Genomic DNA, 16,844 nt, shown 5'->3' with positions numbered 1-16,844 from the left:
CCAATTGAGGACCCGCATGCAAAGTGACGTTTGGAAGATTCGCCTGATCAGCCGTACCATTGGTGCGGATCGCGGGCGTGCCGCACGGGGGCGACCGGTTGTGGTCTGAGTACACTCACCCTGAACGTACTTTTTCGACCGGACCTTAAAATATGAACGAACAAACCCGAAATTCATCGCGCAGCGGCGGTCGTGCCGCGCGCCGTGCGGCCCGTGCCACAGCGCTGCCCGAACATCTGCGCCCGATCCGCCCCGGCATGGAGGGCGGCATGCTGAAAGTGCTGACCCCGGCGCAGATCGAGCGTATTCACCAAGCCGCGCTGACCGCGCTGGAAACCATTGGTCTGGCGGACGCCCCACAAAGCGGGATCGACTATCTTGTGGGCGCTGGCTGTATCTTGGGTGACGACGGGCGTATCCGCTTCCCGCGCGCTTTGGTGGAAGACACGATCGCTAAGGCCAATCGCTCGGTCACTTTGCATTCCCGGGACGGCAATTCCGATCTGGAACTGTCGGGCAACCGCGTCCACTTTGGCACCGCCGGGGCGGCCGTCAGCATGGTTGACGTGCACGGCCAGGAATACCGGGATTCGACCCTTCAAGACCTGCACGACGCGTCCCGAATCTGTGAACAACTTGAAAACATTCACTTTGTTCAGCGCCCAATGGTGTGCCGCGACATCGCCGACAACCTCGAGATGGATTTGAACACCGTCTACGCCACCACGTCAGGAACGTTCAAACATATCGGCACGTCCTTCACCGAACCCAGCCATGTTGCCCCCGCGATTGAGATGCTGCACATGATCGCTGGTGGCGAGGATAAGTGGCGAGAACGGCCCTTTATGTCGAACTCGAACTGCTTTGTTGTTCCGCCGATGAAATTTGCAACCGAAAGCTGCGAAGTCATGGAGGAATGCATCAAAGCGGGCATGCCCGTTTTGCTGCTATCGGCAGGAATGGCTGGAGCCACCGCGCCCTCGACAATCGCCGGTGCTATCGCGCAGGCAACCGCCGAATGCCTGGCCGGTTTGGTTTATGTAAACGCCGTAAGTCCTAGTGCACCCGTGATTTTTGGCACCTGGCCCTTTGGCCTTGATCTGCGCACAGGCGCGATGTCCATCGGGTCTGGCGAACAAGCACTTCTGACTGCGGGCTGCGCCCAAATGCACCACTTCTACGACCTGCCGGGCGGCGCGGCCGCCGGTGCATCGGATGCGAAACTGCCCGACATGCAAGCCGGGTGGGAGCAAATGTGCTCGAACGTCATGGCCGGGCTTTCGGGTTTGAACATGGTGTATGAGTCCGCAGGCATGCATGCCTCGCTGCTGGGATTCTGCCATGAAAGTCTGATCCTCAGCGATGACCTTATCGGGCAAGCGCAACGCTGTGTACGCGGCATCGAAGTGACGGACGAAACGCTAGCACTGGATCAGATGGCCGAAGTCTGTATCGGCGGACCGGGTCACTATCTGGGAACCGATGCAACGCTGAGCCGCATGCAGGCGGACTATGTCTACCCGACTTTTGGCGACCGGTCGTCTCCGAAGGAATGGGTTGAAATTGGCAAGCCCGATTTGATCGAAAAGGCGGTGAAGCGGAAGGAAGAGATTCTCTCGACGCCGTCTCCGGCCAGATTCGATCCGCTTTTGGATGCCGAGTTGCGCGGCAGATTTAACATTTACTTGCCGACGTAACCCATTGAAATATGGCGGCCCGTGGGGGTACGGGCCGCCGATGCCTTCGCGGGATTAACCGTTGCTGGGCGGTAGCAACCCTGCTTCCTGCGCGATGGCAATTTCATCTGCGTCCAGCGACCCGTCGCCGTTGGCGTCCATCGCCGAGAAACCATCGGCGTCAACCTCGGGCAGAACGGCCTGAACTTCTTCTATGGTCAGAACTCCATCGCCATTGGTGTCCGCCGAGGACTGCGCAGCAGCCATCGCCGGTAGGCCCAATACGAATGCGGAAATGATTGCCAGGTTTTGCGGTTTCATTGTGATGCCTCCTAAGTGGTATTTGTGTGTGTTTTCGTCCGGACAGGCACCACAGACACCAAACCGATGAACGTCGTCACCCCAACCCGGCAACACGCGCTGTTTCGCGCCATTCTCCGCGTGTTTGTCCGAGTCGCGTCTGCAATCAACCGCTGGGCGAAACGTACAATCCACGTTTCGGCGGTTCTTGCCCGATGCGCCTGTGCCGTTCCGGCAAGGCCCTGCCTAAATCACCGACTCGGAGGGGCAAAAAGAAAGGGGGCCGAAGCCCCCTGTCAGTTTCGCCATCCAGGCTCCATTCGTTGACCGCCCGGTGTTTTGTTTGCCTGCGGCCTGGACGTCGCATGGAACGAGCGCACCCGTCCCGTGAGAGAGTGGGAAAGAGCAAATATTCCGCCCCACCCTGTTCCCGGTCGACACGCGCATGTCGACCGAGTGGACCAAGGCGTATTTGGTAAGTCTCAACGCCTTGCTCCGTGTTCGTCGGGATCGGACATCCGAGGGGAAATCCCGATCCCTACACCCCGCCTGACGGGGCGTTTTCCTTAGCTACACCCGCTGGTTGCCCCGCAGGTGTTGCACTTCATGCAGGTGCCATTGCGCACCAGCGTGTAGTTTCCGCATTCGCCGCAAGGATCGCCCTCGTACCCCTGCATCTTGGCCTTGGTCCGTGCGTCCATGCCCGTGGCAACGGCAGTTTCCGCAACCGGAGCTTCGAATTGCGCGGCCGGTTCTGCCATGCCGTTCACTTCAGGTTGGCCGCCGTTGAACACCACCAGATCCTGCGGCAGACGTTTGCGCAGATAACCGGTCGAGCTGATTTGTTTTAACACTTCCAAGGACTTGGACGCGGCGCTGTCGCTGATCTCTGATACGTTGGACAGACCATCTTCCTCGCCCCGGCCCAGATCATCAAATGTGGCACCTTCGGGTTTCACATGGGCCAGATCGGTGCGGTCCAGATAGGACACGGCCAATTCGCGGAAGATATAATCCAGGATCGACGTCGCGTTCTTGATCGAGTCGTTGCCCTGCACCATTCCCGCCGGTTCAAACTTGGTGAAGGTAAAGGCGTCGACGAATTCTTCCAGCGGCACGCCGTATTGCAGGCCAACCGACACTGCGATGGCAAAGTTGTTCATCATCGCCCGGAAGCCAGCGCCCTCCTTATGCATGTCGATGAAGATCTCGCCTAGCTTGCCGTCTTCGAACTCACCCGTCCGCAGATAGACCTTGTGGCCACCGACGATCGCTTTCTGGGTATACCCCTTGCGGCGATGCGGCAGTTTCTCACGATGGCTGCGGATGATTTCCTTGACGACAACCTTCTCGATGACCTTTTCGGCGAGAACGACGGCTTTTTCATGGGCCGAGCCGCTTTCCAGCACCTCTGCCGCCTCGTCGTCATCCTCGACCAGTGCGGCTGCCAGAGGCTGAGAAAGTTTCGAACCGTCACGGTATAGCGCATTGGCCTTCACACCCAGCGACCAGCTGAGTTCATAAGCTTTCTGGCAATCCTCGATGGTCGCGTCATTCGGCATGTTGATCGTTTTGCTGATCGCACCCGAGATAAAGCTTTGCGCCGCGGCCATCATGGTGATGTGGCTATCAACCCCAAGGAAGCGCTTGCCTTTCTTGCCGCACGGGTTGGCGCAGTCGAAGATCGAATAGTGCTCTTCCTTCAAGTGCGGCGCGCCTTCCAGCGTCATGGTTCCGCAGACATGGTCGTTGGCCGCGTCGATATCCGCCTTGGTAAAGCCCAGATGGCGCAGCAAATCGAAGGTCGGGTCATTCAGCTTGGTCGCCGGGATGCCCAGAACGCCGGTGCAGAAATCCTCGCCCAGCGTCCACTGGTTGAAGACGAACCGGATATCAAAGGCGCTTTCCAGTGCGGCATCCACCTTGGCCAGCTCATTTGGGCCAAACCCGTGACCGGTCAGAGAGGTGTGGTTGATCCCCGGCGCGTTGCCGATGGTGCCGTGACCAACCGCGTAACCCACGATCTCTTCAATCTGAGACGAGGAATAGCCCTGCTTTTCCAGCGCCGACGGCACCGAGCGGTTGATGATCTTGAAGTAACCACCACCCGCGAGCTTCTTGAACTTCACCAGAGCAAAGTCCGGCTCGATCCCGGTCGTGTCACAATCCATCACCAGACCAATGGTGCCGGTGGGCGCGATCACCGTGGCTTGCGCATTGCGATAGCCGTTCTTTTCGCCAAGGCTCAGCGCCTCGTCCCAAGCCGACATCGCCAGATCGACCAGACGCTTGTCCGGGCAGTTGCCATGGTCCAGAGGCACCGGCTTCACGGCCAGTTTCTCATACCCATCAGTAACACCCTGCGAGGCACGGCGGTGGTTGCGGATGACGCGCAGCATATTGTCTGCGTTGCGCTCATAGCCTTTGAAGGGGCCAAGCTCTCCGGCAATCTCGGCCGAGGTCGCATAGGCCACACCGGTCATGATCGCGGTCAGTGCGCCACAGATCGCCCGACCCTCATCCGAGTCGTAGCTGTAGCCCATGTTCATCAGCAGACCACCGATGTTCGCGTAGCCCAGACCCAAGGTGCGGAAATCATAGGACAGTTGCGCGATTTCCTTGGATGGGAACTGCGCCATTGTCACCGAGATTTCCAGCGTCAGGGTCCACAGGCGCGAGGCATGCATATAGTCTGCCGCCTGGAACTCACCATCCTTGAGGAAGGTCAGCAGGTTCATCGAGGCCAGGTTACAAGCTGTGTCATCAAGGAACATGTATTCCGAGCACGGGTTCGAACCACGGATTTCACCGTCTTTGGGGCATGTGTGCCATTCATTGACGGTGTCGTGGAACTGAATGCCGGGATCGGCACAGGCCCATGCGGCGTGGCCGACTTTTTCCCAAAGGTCGCGCGCCTTGACGGTCTTGGCAACTTTGCCATCGGTGCGGTTGATCAGTTCCCAATCGGCATCTTTCTCAACTGCGGTCAGAAATGCATTGGTCACGCGGATCGAGTTGTTCGAGTTCTGACCCGAGACCGAGCTATAGGCTTCCGAATCCCAGTCCGTATCGTAAGTCGGGAACTCAATGCTGTCGTGACCCTGCTTGGCATAGTCCAGAACGCGCTTGATGTAAGTTTCTGGGATCGCGACCTTTTTGGCTTCGCGAACCGCGTTCTTCAGGGCGTCATTCTTCTTGGGATCATACGCGTCGTCTTGCGCGCCGTCCCATGTGCTGATGGCCTCGAAAATGCCGTTCAGCATCTTCTCGTGCATCTTCGATCCGGCTACGATCGAGGCCACCTTCTGCTCTTCGATCACCTTCCATTCGATGAATTTCTCGATGTCAGGGTGATCAGCATCGACGATTACCATCTTTGCTGCTCGACGGGTTGTTCCGCCTGATTTGATCGCGCCAGCGGCGCGGTCGCCGATCTTGAGAAAGCCCATAAGACCCGAGGACTTGCCGCCACCCGACAACGCCTCGCCTTCTGCGCGCAAGTGGCTGAAGTTGGTCCCGGTACCCGAGCCGTATTTGAACAGGCGCGCCTCGCGCACCCACAGATCCATGATGCCGCCTTCGTTCACCAGATCATCATCGACAGACTGGATGAAGCACGCGTGCGGCTGCGGATGTTCGTATGCAGATTTCGATTTGGTCAGCTTGCCGGTTTTGTAGTCGACATAGTGGTGACCCTGCGCGGGGCCGTCGATTCCGTAGGCCCAGTGCAAACCGGTGTTGAACCATTGCGGACTGTTCGGTGCGGCGCGTTGCGTCGCCAGCATATAGCGCATCTCATCAAAGTAGGCGCGCGCATCCTCTTCGGTCGAGAAGTAGCCACCTTTCCAGCCCCAATAGGCCCAGGCACCTGCCAGACGGTCAAAAACTTGCTTAGAAGACGTCTCGCCATCAAACTCCGCGCCATCGGCCGGGACCGAGCGCCACAGGAATTCGGGGACGTCTTTCTCTTTTACTTTCTTCAGCTTAGTCGGCACACCCGCTTTACGGAAATACTTTTGCGCAATGACGTCGCTGGCAACCTGGCTCCAACGCGAGGGCACTTCGATGTTGTCCAGGCGAAAAACGATGGTGCCATCGGGGTTTCGGATCTCAGACGTCGCTGAGACAAAGTCCAGTTCCGCATAAGCGTCCTGCCCCGGTTTCGTAAATTTCCTGTCAATCTTCATGTCCGCACGCCCTAGATTCAATCAACTTGTCTTTCAGCGTCAGGTCCTCAGACGCGGACCGATCGCCATGCCGTATAAAATTGGGCGCAATAGACCAGCCTCTGCATTCCGCAGCGCAAAACCGATCAAACGGTTGCACGTTACTATGGTGTGCTTTCCGACCCTCGCCCTGTGCCCCATTCTGGTTTTGATACCAGATTTTGTGGCAACCCTTCCGGCCCATACAACTTGGCGTATCGACCCATAGATCGTCAACGCCATTTTTAGGTCATTTTTGATATCTTTTGTGTTGACCCATTTCTGACACCTTGCTTCCGGACATCCTGTTCTGATTCCTCCACAGGTTCATCCACCAAGTACACCTAGCGATTCCAAAAACCCGCAGGTAAATTAACTGTGTTTCCCGGCACAGTTATCGAAATTTGATAATCTAACGCTAAGGTGTCTAGGTTGGATGAGAATCACGAAGCGGTCATTTTGAACCGCGGCGTCAGGTAATCCGCCGGGCGCGATCACTCAAAGGGGACGGGACAGTTGTCGATTTTACGTTTAATTCCGATTCTGGCCCTGATCGTGGCCTGCACACCACAAGATGTGCCCCCTCCGGCACGCAGCGCCCAGTTCGATGATTTCCCCAAAAGGCTGTTCGACACGTTCGAGATAAGCTGCGACGGCCCGGGTGAACGCTTTGAAAATACCGGGAATCGGGTTTTCGAATGCACCGAGCTTCTACCGCCGGACATGACCGCGTTTCTGATTCTAAACTATGACGGTTACCCTCAGGATCTGCCCAAAAGCGTGATGCGGCTGACAACGACCAAGAACAACTCGGGTTACCTTGTCGAAGCCGAGCTGTATTTCAACGTTCCACGCAAAAGTGGTCCGTCGGTCAAAGTACCAGTGGAAAGCGAAACGCTGGATAAGGCGCTTGGCGCGCTTTACCAAGCGTTGGGTGGATCGCCAACATAAGTGAAAGAAGTGGTCGGGGCGGCAGGATTCGAACCTACGACCCCCTGTACCCAAAACAGGTGCGCTACCAGACTGCGCCACGCCCCGAACCGTGCGCCTTCCTAACCATGCCAATCTGATTTGAAAAGCCCTAACAGGACCAAATTGCAGGACCTTGCGAAAAAATTTCGTGCCGCATGACGGTTCCGGGCTTAATCGAGTAGCGCGCGGCCAGTCCCGCGTTGATTTCGAGAACCGCAAAGACGGAATCGCCGCCTTCGATTGGCGTCAGATCACCGGGAATCGCACCTTGATGGACATGCGTCACCGTACCGGCCCGATCGAGGAAAATGATGTCCAGGGGAATCAGCGTGTTCTTCATCCAGAACACCACGGGCTGCGGCGGGTCAAAAACGAACAGCATGCCCGAACGGTTTGGCAGCGACTCGCGGAACATCAATCCACGCGACCGATCCTGCGGGCTAATCGCCAATTCGATATTGAAACGGATTTGAGCCGAGTCGTTCTTGATGTCGATCTGATCAGGCTTACACGCAGCCCAAGTCATCCCGGACCAAAGCAACAAAACCGCTAAAAGACCCGGGAAAAACTTAGGCATGAAACACTCAGTCGTCCAAAGCAGCTTCCCAGGCCAGTACCTGAGCCGCCATACGTCCACGCTTGCCACTGATGACACGCATCGCGAGGGCCTCGCCCGGCTGCAGATCCGACAGACCAGAGCGGCGCAGAACTTCGATATGCAGGAACACATCTTCACCACGGCCAAAAACATTGGCGAACCCAAAGCCTTTGCCTTTGTCGAACCATTTGACTCGCGCGGCCTCTAGCGGGGCAGCGGCGATCTCAACCGGATCAAGCTCGGCAAAATCAGCCAGCATCATCGTGTCCGTCCGCGCGGGCGGATCAACACTGATGACCTCAACCGCCTGAACACCACGGTCCGTGCGATGGGTCATGATTTCTATGCCCGCACCATCCGCGACCGAGCTTTGGCCGAAGTTACGCAACACATTGACGTGCAACAAAATATCCGGACCGCCCTCATCAGACACAACAAACCCGAAACCCTTTGCAGGGTCGAACCATTTCACGTGTCCACGGACGCGGTACATGTTGTTCAGATCTTCTGGCACGGCGTTCCCATCGCGAAAATTGTCATTTCGTTAAGGGTCCGATGTGTATGGGAATGGCTCGCAAATTCAAGCTGAAAAAACCCTTTGTTTTCGGCTTCTTGCATTTCACGATACGCGAACGTCATGGATTTAACCTCTGTATCTGCCAGTCGGAACCCACTTGATCCCGCTGCCATCGGAACCTGTCGTGCAACCGAAAGGCCCCATCGGCCCAGAATTCGATTTCGGTTGGCACCAGCCGATAGCCGCCCCAGAACGGCGGGCGTGGCGGGTTCGGGCCCAACTTGGCCGTTACCTTGGCCACCTCGGCCATTAAAACCGAGCGACTGCTGAGAGGCTGAGACTGCTTGGACGCCCAGGCCCCCAATCGGCTTTTTAGCGAGCGGGACGCATAATACTCATCCGCCTGCGGCCCGCTTTCTCTGGTTATTGTACCACGAACGCGGATTTGCCGCCGCAAAGATTTCCAATGCATCACAAAAGCAGCTTTTCCGGCGCTGTCCAACTCGGCCGCCTTGGCACTTTCGTAGTTGGTGTAGAACACAAAAGCTGCCGGTTCGATCTCTTTCAGCAGAACCATGCGCACATTTGGCATGCCGTCCGAATCGACGGTCGCCAAAGCGATCGCGTCCGGATCGTTCGGTTCATTATCTTTGGCCTCGGCCAGCCACCGCCCCGCTATTTCAAACGGATCGGTGCCGGCAAATATGCCGCTACGTTCGCTCATTCCCATCCCCTGGAAACTAATAAAGCCCACCCTAGGGCGAGAACCCGCCACGGGCAAGAGCGCCCGGCCTTGATGCAGCGCACCCAATGGCATAAACCATCCCAATATAACGCGAAGACAGGCGGAGAACCAAACATGTCAAATCAGTTGATGGCCGGCAAACGCGGCCTCATCATGGGACTGGCCAATGATAAATCAATCGCATGGGGAATAGCCCGTGCTTTGTCCGAATCCGGAGCAGAGCTGGCTTTTTCATATCAAGGCGACGCACTTAAAAAACGCGTTGATCCACTGGCGGCACAGCTTGGCAGCGAAATTGTTCTGCCCTGCGACGTCAGTGACGAAGAATCGATTGATGCGCTGTTCACATCTCTGGAAGAGAAATGGGGCAAGCTGGACTTTGTTGTTCACGCCATCGGTTTTTCGGACAAGAACGAACTTCGGGGCCGCTACGTCGACACGTCGCGTGCGAACTTCAAACTGACCATGGACGTATCGGTCTATTCCTTCACCGCTGTGATGCAACGGGCCGAGAAGATGATGTCCGAAGGCGGCAGCGCAGTCACCCTGACCTATTATGGCGCGGAACAGGTGATGCCCCATTATAACGTGATGGGTGTTGCCAAAGCTGCGCTGGAAGCATCGGTCAAGTATCTGGCCGAGGATCTGGGCAAGGACGGGATCCGCGTGAATTCGATCTCGGCCGGTCCGATCAAGACGCTGGCCGCCAGCGGCATCGGCGACTTCCGCTATATTATGAAATGGAACGAGTATAACTCGCCCCTGCGTCGCAACGTGACCATCGACGATGTCGGCAAATCTGCTCTGTATCTGCTGTCTGACCTCAGCAGCGGTGTAACAGGAGAAAACCTGCACGTGGATTCGGGTTATCACATTGTCGGCATGAAAGCCGTCGACGCACCTGACGTCGAAAAGGGTTAATGACATGAGCGCCAAGGATCGCCTGCCCCACGAAAAAGGGTTTCACATCAGCTGGGATCAGATTCACCGTGATTCCCGCGCCTTGGCCTGGCGTTTGGACGGGCAAGGTCCGGATGACGGCGCATGGCGCGCAGTTGTGGCCATCACCCGTGGTGGTATGGCACCTGCGATGATCGTCAGCCGCGAGCTGGACATTCGCACCGTCGACACAGTCAGCGTGCGCTCGTACCACCATCAGGACCAAGGCGAAGCCGAGGTGCTGAAAGCCCCCGATGCCCAGCTGATGCGCGACGGCGAAGGTATTCTGATCATCGACGATCTGGTCGACAGCGGCAAAACGCTGGAGCTGGTGCGCGCAATGTACCCCAAGGCGCATTTCGCAACGGTATATGCCAAGCCCAAGGGCCGGCCGATGGTCGACACGTTCATCACTGAGGTCAGCCAGGACACATGGATCTTTTTCCCGTGGGATATGGCTCTGCAATATGTCGAGCCCTACCGCGGGACCGACTAAAAGAACCCTCTCAACCCACAAAGAGTGAGGCAAAGCCTTACCAAGGACAGGCCCTTCATGACCCAGTCCCGCACCACCGCGACATTTGCCCCTCCGGTCATGGAGGCGCGGCGCTGGTTGGAGGGGGTGGAGTTTCCTGATGACCGTCCCCTGATCAACGTCAGCCAGGCGGCCCCGGTCGATCCACCGACCCTAGCGTTGCGCGAAGCGATTGCCAGCTTTGCCGTGACCGAAGACAGCGCCCATCTTTACGGGCCGGTTCTGGGCAATCCAGCCCTGCGAGCTGAACTCGCCCTTCAGATCGGGTCGCATTATGACGCGCAGGTGTCCAGCGATCAGGTGGCAATCACCTCGGGCTGCAATCAGGCATTTGCCGCTACGATCACAGCAATCACAGATCAGGATGACGAGGTCATCGTTCCGACGCCCTGGTACTTTAATCACAAGATGTGGCTGGACATGGCAGGCGTCCGAACCGTGGATCTGCCCACCGATGACGCTCTGCTGCCCGATCCGGACGCAGCCCGTGCTCTGATCACCGACAAAACACGCGCCATCGTTCTTGTGACCCCGAACAATCCCGGCGGAGTGGAATACCCTGCCCCTTTGGTGCGCGCATTCTTTGATCTTGCGCTGGAGGTCGGCATCCGGCTGATCGTGGACGAAACATATCGGGATTTCGACAGCCGCAGCGGCCCACCGCATGACCTGTTCGCCCAGCCTGACTGGGATAAAACCCTGATCCACCTCTATTCCTTTTCCAAAGCATACAGGCTGACCGGCCACCGTGTCGGCGCGATTGCGACCGGCACTGACCTGCTATCCGAGATTGAAAAGTTTTTGGACACAGTCGCCATCTGCCCAAGCCAGATCGGCCAGCACGCAGCCCTTTGGGGAATGCAGAACCTGTCGCAATGGCTGGCAGGTGAACGCGATGAGATCCTCAACCGCCGCACCGCAATTGCCGAGCTGTTGCCAAGCCTGACGGACAAGGGTTGGCGGCTGCTGGGTCTGGGCGCTTATTTTGCCTATTTCGAACACCCGTTCGATATCCCATCGGACGAACTGGCCCAACGACTGGTCCCCGAGGCGGGCATCCTGCTGCTGCCAGGCACAATGTTCATGCCTAAAGATGATGCGGCCGGAAAACGTCAGGTTCGTATCGCATTTGCCAATCTGGACCGCGCCGGATTGGGGCAATTGTTCGAACGGCTGGCTGCTCTGTCCTTCTGAGCTTGCTCCCCGACGGTGCGCGTCGTATTCAGGGCCGCAACCGACAGGGCAGTTACCTGCCGACAAAAGCACGAAGAGGGCACAATGGCCGCAGGCGTAAAAAAGTTATCAAAGACCTTTGTCTGGATTCTCATGGGCCTTTTGATGCTCGGACTTGCAGGATTTGGCGCAACCAGCCTCTCTGGCACCGTGCGTTCGGTGGCCCAGGTCGGGAACGAGGATATCTCGGTTGATGACTATGTCCGCGAGCTGCAGCGCGAAATTCGCGCGGTTGAACAACAGACAGGCCAGCCTTTGCAAATGTCGCAGGCCATGGAGTTTGGTCTGGATCGTCTTGCCTTGTCGCGCCTGACGGCTTTGGCAGCGCTGGACAATGAGGTCGGTTTGCTGGGCATCTCGATCGGGGATGAGAACCTGCAAGAGGAAATCGTTGCGATCCCGGCTTTTCAGGGCGTCAACGGCACATTTGACCGCGACGCGTATCAGTTCCAACTGGAACAGGTCGGCATGTCCGATACCGAGTTCGAATCGGACCTGCGCAAGGAAACATCCCGCACAATCGTGCAGAGTGCCGTGGTTAGCGGTGTGAAGATGCCCGAAACCCTCACGCAGGTGTTGACCGACTACGTTGGTGCCCGCCGCAGCTTTACCATCGCAACTTTGGCACCGGACGCCCTGCCCGCACCTGTTGCCGCCCCGACCGACGAGCAGGTCCAAACGTTTTATGACGAGAACACCGAGCTGTTTACCCTGCCGCGCACCAAAAAGCTGACGTATGCGATCCTGTCGCCCGAAATGCTGCTCGACGACGTGGAAGTCGACGAGGATTCGGTAAAGCGTTTGTATGAACAGCGCGCGGCTGAATTCCAGCAGCCCGAACGCCGCCTGGTCGAACGCCTGACCTTCCCGGATCAGGACGCAGCCCAAAACGCCATGGCCCAGCTAGAGGTTGGCGGTAAGACCTTCGAGCAACTGGTTCGGGATCGCCAACTTGAGCTCAGCGATATCGACCTTGGCGACGTCACCCGCGAGGATCTGGGCGAAGCCGCCGATGGTGTCTTTGCTGCCGATTTGGACGCTGTTGTCGGCCCGCTGCCTTCCACTTTCGGACCGGCGCTGTTCCGCATCAATGGCTCGCTTGCCGAAAACAACACGTCGTTTGAAGACGCCGCCCCTGCCCTGCGCGAGGAATTGGCAGCCGATCGCGCCCGCCGCCAGATTGAGGCGCAGGCCGAAGATATCAATGACATGCTGGCCGGCGGCGCGACTTTGGAAGAACTGACGTCCGAGACCGAAATGGAGCTGGGCCAGATCGACTGGTCCGCGCAAACCGGTGAAGGCGTCGCCGCCTATGACGGGTTCCGCAGTGCAGCCGAAGCCGTGCAGGATGGCGACTTTCCCGAAGTCGCGTTTCTTGAAGATGGCTCGATCTTTGCCCTGCGTCTAAACGAAGTTCTCGAACCCCGGCCGGAACCGATTGAGTCCGCACGTGACCGCGTTGTTGCCGCCTGGACCCAGGCCGAAACCAACAAGGCGTTGGAAGAACAGGCAAATGCTGTTCTGGAGCAGGTGCAGACCGACGGTGACTTTGCCGCCACCGAATTGCCGTTCAGGGTAGAAAACGCCCTGACACGCACGGCCTTTTTGGAAGATGTGCCCGCAGATTTCATGACGCAGGTCTTCGAAATGGAACAAGGAGATCTGCGCGTCATTCCCGGTGCCGGAACCGCGTTTATCGTGCGTCTGGATGAACTGTTGCCGCCTGCAGAAACAGATGAGCTGCGTCAGGTCCAAGCGGCCCTTACCGCGCAGCTGGATCAGGCTTTGGCCCAGAACATCTTTGATGCCTTTGTCCGCGATGCACAGGTCCGTGCCCGTCCCGTCGTAGATCAGCAGGCCCTGAATGCTGTTCAGGCGAGCTATTAAAAGAGACTGAATATGGCGCTGACCCCCGACTTCGACAGCTTCGCCCGCGCCTATGAGGCAGGCGAGAATCAGGTTGTCTACACCCGCTTAGCCGCTGATCTGGACACGCCGGTTTCCTTGATGCTCAAGCTAACAGGCGCGCAGAAAGACGCGTTCATGCTGGAATCGGTCACCGGTGGTGAGGTTCGTGGCCGCTATTCGATTATCGGGATGAAGCCGGACCTGATCTGGCGTTGCCACGGCAAGACTTCCGAGCTGAACCGCTCGGCCCGGTTCGACCCCGATGCGTTCTCGCCCCAAACCGGCAACCCGATGGATAACCTGCGGGCGCTGCTGGCGGAAAGTAAGATCGACCTGCCGGACGACCTGCCCCAAGCCGCAGCCGGGCTGTTTGGCTATCTCGGCTATGACATGGTGCGGCTGGTGGAATACCTGCCCGATGTGAACCCCGATCCGCTTGGCCTGCCTGACGCCATCATGCTCAGACCCTCGGTCATCGCGGTACTGGACGGCGTCAAGGGCGAGGTCACGGTTGTGTCGCCCGCATGGGTCAGCGAAGGGCAATCGGCCAAGGCTGCTTATGCACAGGCCGCAGAACGTGTCATGGACGCGGTACGCGATCTGGAACGTGCAATGCCTGCCGAAACGCGCGATCTTGGGGATGCCTCCGAAGTGGCCGCGCCGGTGTCGAATTTCACCAAATCCGGCTATTTGGAAGCGGTCGAAAAGGCCAAGGAATACATCCGCGCGGGCGACATCTTTCAGGTCGTCCCAGCACAGCGCTGGACGCAGGATTTTCCGCAACCTCCCTTCGCGCTCTATCGTTCGCTTCGGCGCACGAACCCGTCGCCCTTCATGTTCTATTTCAACTTTGGCGGCTTTCAGGTCGTGGGCGCCAGCCCCGAAATTCTGGTCCGTGTCTTCGGCGATGAGGTGACAATCCGCCCCATCGCAGGCACTCGCCCACGTGGCGCGACCCCTGAAGAGGATAAGGCCAACGAGGTCGATCTTCTGGCCGACAAGAAAGAGTTGGCCGAGCATCTGATGCTGCTGGATTTGGGTCGCAACGACACCGGTCGGGTCTCAAAGATCGGCACTGTGCGACCGACCGAAGAGTTCATCATCGAACGCTATAGTCACGTAATGCACATCGTCTCCAACGTTGTTGGTGAGTTGGCCGAAGACAAAGACGCACTGGATGCCTTCTTTGCCGGGATGCCTGCGGGCACCGTTTCAGGCGCGCCAAAAGTCCGTGCAATGGAGATCATCGACGAGCTAGAGCCCGAAAAGCGCGGCGTTTACGGCGGTGGTGTGGGGTATTTCAGCGCGGGCGGCGACATGGATATGTGTATCGCGCTGCGTACGGCCATTGTGAAAGACCAGAAGCTTTATATTCAGGCAGGCGGAGGCGTGGTCTATGACAGCGACCCCGAGGCCGAATTCATGGAAACCGTCCACAAATCGAACGCCATTCGGCGCGCTGCTGCGGACGCGGCCCGGTTTACCGGCTCTGGCAACTCTTAAAGAATAGCGGCTGACCTCATGGTCAGCCGTTTTTCATCTTCAGCCTTACTGAGCTTCTTGCGTCATGACCGCTGAAATCGGGGCCATGGCCACGCGGCCACCGCGATCTTCCAGCCCCCATAACAACAGGGCCGAAATCGTGTCCGGGCGCAGCCGTCCCAACATGACGACAGTTCCCTGCTGACCAGCCCGGAACGCCGCCTGATCCAAGAAACGTCGCATGATCGTGGGGTCCTGACGGGCACCGTCGATGTCGCGAAAGATGACCCCGGAAGGGATGCCGTTGCGAGCGGCCAGTTTTTGGACAGTGTTCAGGCCATTGTCCTGGGTGATAAGCCCGCGCCCGGTATCACCGGCAATTGCGGCCACCTGATCGGCCAATTTGCGACTACCCTGAATGCCGGTTCCCACGCCTTCCAGAATACCAACGGTTTCCGGCAGAGTGTCCAGCCACACAGCCATCGAAACCTCAGCATCTTGTGCGCTGGCCGCCCTGGGCAAGTCGGCAAGGGCCAGAACCTCGAAACCGGCTGCGCGATGGCGGGCCATCTTTTCGGCCGCATCGGGGTCAGACGGGCTGACGGCAAAGCTCAGTGGGTATGGGAAGTCCTTTAACGCCTCGGCCCCAAACGCCCCTTCATCATCAATCAGAATGATCGACATAAGCGGTTTGGCTTCGGGGTTTTCGAACTTGGCGGCATAGGCATCAATTGGCTTACCGGGTAGAAGTATCGCGGGTTGCTCGTCCGCTGAAACCGGCGCGTCATCGCGTTCAGTCAGCGGGACGACTCGTTTACCAATGGTCAGACCGTCAGTATCCGTTTCTTCACCGCCGATCTGAGGGACCGCTGCGATCCGGGGCAGCTTTTTAAGCTGTGGGTCTTCGTCCCCTTCTACAGCGATCGGGTTGTTCTCAAGCGGATCGACCTCGGGCTCCAGGGGTTCGATTGCCGTGGGTTCAGGCTGCGGCTGTGGTTCCGGTTGAACCGCTGCGACCTCGGGCTCGGGCAGAGGTTCTGGTTCAATTTCCGCTTCGGTGACTTCGGGCAACGGCTCTGCGACTTCAGGCTGGGCATCTGTCACCTCGGGCTGCACCTGTTCTACTTTCGGCTCGGGCAGTATTTCCAGAACCTCCGGCGCGGGCTGCGGCTCAACCTCGGCAATGGTCTCTTCTTGCTTGGGTGCAACCGGCGGTTCCGGCGCGGTTTCCGAAATGATCGGCTCACCTTCGGTGCTGGGCAATGGCTGCAATTGCGCAGGAGACTGCGGCACAACCGGAGCCTCGTTTGATGTGGTTACCTCAACCGTTTCAGGTATTTCGACCCCTTCGACCTGCGTGACGGCCTCACTGATCGTCGGCTCAGAGTCTGGCACAGTCTCCACGTCCGCCAGCCCTGCAAGATTGTCCGTTTGATCCCCGGACGCATCGGATGTCACCGGCGGCGCGGTCACCAGATCGGCATCTGCCACCGTCTCAGCCGCTTCGGTGCTGACCTCGGGGGCCGCAGCCGGTGCAGGCTCGGGGGCCTCGGCGTTTACAACCGGTTTCCGGGTCAAAGGGGTATTCAGGGATAGTACCGCACCAAGCAGACCAACAACGACCGCCCCTGCGATCATCCCGCCTAAAAATCCGCCCATCTTAACTGCCTCTCGCCTTCATCCTGCTTCGATCGCCTCAACGCCGTTTACCGCGCCTTTGGCCTGCGATTGCGC

At 58.2% G+C, this 16,844-nt stretch carries 13 protein-coding genes and 1 tRNA gene; 7 read left to right on the top strand and 7 right to left on the bottom strand.

Annotation, left to right across the window (positions count from 1 at the left end):
• Window positions 1–152 precede the first annotated feature (152 nt).
• The gene (locus DHN12_RS01090) at window positions 153–1,697 is read left to right on the top strand and encodes a trimethylamine methyltransferase family protein (RefSeq protein ID WP_108858527.1); all 1,545 of its coding nucleotides are present in this window, start codon (window positions 153–155) and stop codon (window positions 1,695–1,697) included.
• A 54-nt stretch (window positions 1,698–1,751) separates the two neighbouring features.
• Here DHN12_RS01090 and DHN12_RS01085 read toward each other — a convergent pair whose 3' ends face one another.
• Both DHN12_RS01085 and DHN12_RS01080 read right to left on the bottom strand, forming a co-directional pair.
• The gene (locus DHN12_RS01085) at window positions 1,752–1,997 is read right to left on the bottom strand and encodes a hypothetical protein (protein WP_108859061.1); all 246 of its coding nucleotides are present in this window, start codon (window positions 1,995–1,997) and stop codon (window positions 1,752–1,754) included.
• A gap of 545 nt (window positions 1,998–2,542) precedes the next feature.
• On the bottom strand, window positions 2,543–6,163 hold the full coding sequence (locus tag DHN12_RS01080) for a vitamin B12-dependent ribonucleotide reductase (protein WP_108858526.1): 3,621 nt from the start codon (window positions 6,161–6,163) through the stop codon (window positions 2,543–2,545).
• Between the two features lie 534 nt (window positions 6,164–6,697).
• Between DHN12_RS01080 and DHN12_RS01070 the strand changes: the two genes are divergently transcribed.
• Window positions 6,698–7,132 carry a hypothetical protein gene (locus DHN12_RS01070; RefSeq protein WP_108858524.1) on the top strand — a complete coding sequence of 145 codons (435 nt, stop codon included), beginning with the start codon at window positions 6,698–6,700 and terminating at the stop codon, window positions 7,130–7,132.
• A 10-nt stretch (window positions 7,133–7,142) separates the two neighbouring features.
• Here the strand turns inward: DHN12_RS01070 and DHN12_RS01065 are convergent.
• The 4 genes from DHN12_RS01065 to pdxH form a co-directional block, all read right to left on the bottom strand.
• A tRNA-Pro gene (locus DHN12_RS01065) sits at window positions 7,143–7,219 on the bottom strand.
• Between the two features lie 43 nt (window positions 7,220–7,262).
• Window positions 7,263–7,730, bottom strand: a complete 468-nt coding sequence (locus tag DHN12_RS01060) for a DUF192 domain-containing protein (RefSeq protein ID WP_108858523.1) — start codon at window positions 7,728–7,730, stop codon at window positions 7,263–7,265.
• A gap of 7 nt (window positions 7,731–7,737) precedes the next feature.
• On the bottom strand, window positions 7,738–8,244 hold the full coding sequence (locus DHN12_RS01055; protein ID WP_369934646.1) for a cold-shock protein: 507 nt from the start codon (window positions 8,242–8,244) through the stop codon (window positions 7,738–7,740).
• 142 nt (window positions 8,245–8,386) lie between these two features.
• A complete protein-coding gene (gene pdxH, locus DHN12_RS01050; RefSeq protein ID WP_108858521.1) occupies window positions 8,387–8,992 on the bottom strand; it encodes a pyridoxamine 5'-phosphate oxidase in 606 nt (201 codons plus the stop codon).
• A gap of 135 nt (window positions 8,993–9,127) precedes the next feature.
• Between pdxH and fabI the strand changes: the two genes are divergently transcribed.
• From fabI to trpE, 5 genes are all read left to right on the top strand, one after another.
• Complete coding sequence (fabI, locus tag DHN12_RS01045) at window positions 9,128–9,934, top strand: enoyl-ACP reductase FabI (protein WP_108858520.1); 807 nt, start codon at window positions 9,128–9,130, stop codon at window positions 9,932–9,934.
• 4 nt (window positions 9,935–9,938) lie between these two features.
• Window positions 9,939–10,448: a xanthine phosphoribosyltransferase gene (gpt, locus tag DHN12_RS01040; RefSeq protein WP_058271741.1), complete on the top strand. Its 510-nt coding sequence runs from the start codon at window positions 9,939–9,941 to the stop codon at window positions 10,446–10,448.
• A gap of 57 nt (window positions 10,449–10,505) precedes the next feature.
• Window positions 10,506–11,681 (top strand): aminotransferase, encoded by a 1,176-nt coding sequence (locus DHN12_RS01035; protein WP_108858519.1) that lies wholly within the window; start codon window positions 10,506–10,508, stop codon window positions 11,679–11,681.
• Window positions 11,682–11,765: 84 nt separating this feature from the next.
• The gene (locus DHN12_RS01030) at window positions 11,766–13,607 is read left to right on the top strand and encodes a peptidyl-prolyl cis-trans isomerase (protein ID WP_108858518.1); all 1,842 of its coding nucleotides are present in this window, start codon (window positions 11,766–11,768) and stop codon (window positions 13,605–13,607) included.
• 12 nt (window positions 13,608–13,619) lie between these two features.
• A complete protein-coding gene (trpE, locus tag DHN12_RS01025) occupies window positions 13,620–15,131 on the top strand; it encodes an anthranilate synthase component I (protein ID WP_108858517.1) in 1,512 nt (503 codons plus the stop codon).
• 45 nt (window positions 15,132–15,176) lie between these two features.
• On the opposite strand, the gene DHN12_RS01020 is transcribed toward trpE, so the two are convergent.
• Window positions 15,177–16,769, bottom strand: a complete 1,593-nt coding sequence (locus DHN12_RS01020) for a divergent polysaccharide deacetylase family protein (RefSeq protein WP_108858516.1) — start codon at window positions 16,767–16,769, stop codon at window positions 15,177–15,179.
• Between the last annotated feature and the right edge of the window lie 75 nt (window positions 16,770–16,844).

The organism is Ruegeria sp. Alg231-54, from assembly GCF_900143525.1.
Lineage (GTDB): Bacteria > Pseudomonadota > Alphaproteobacteria > Rhodobacterales > Rhodobacteraceae > Ruegeria.
The sequence above is the reverse complement of the archived record's forward strand: the minus strand, read 5'-3'. Positions and strand labels throughout refer to the sequence as shown.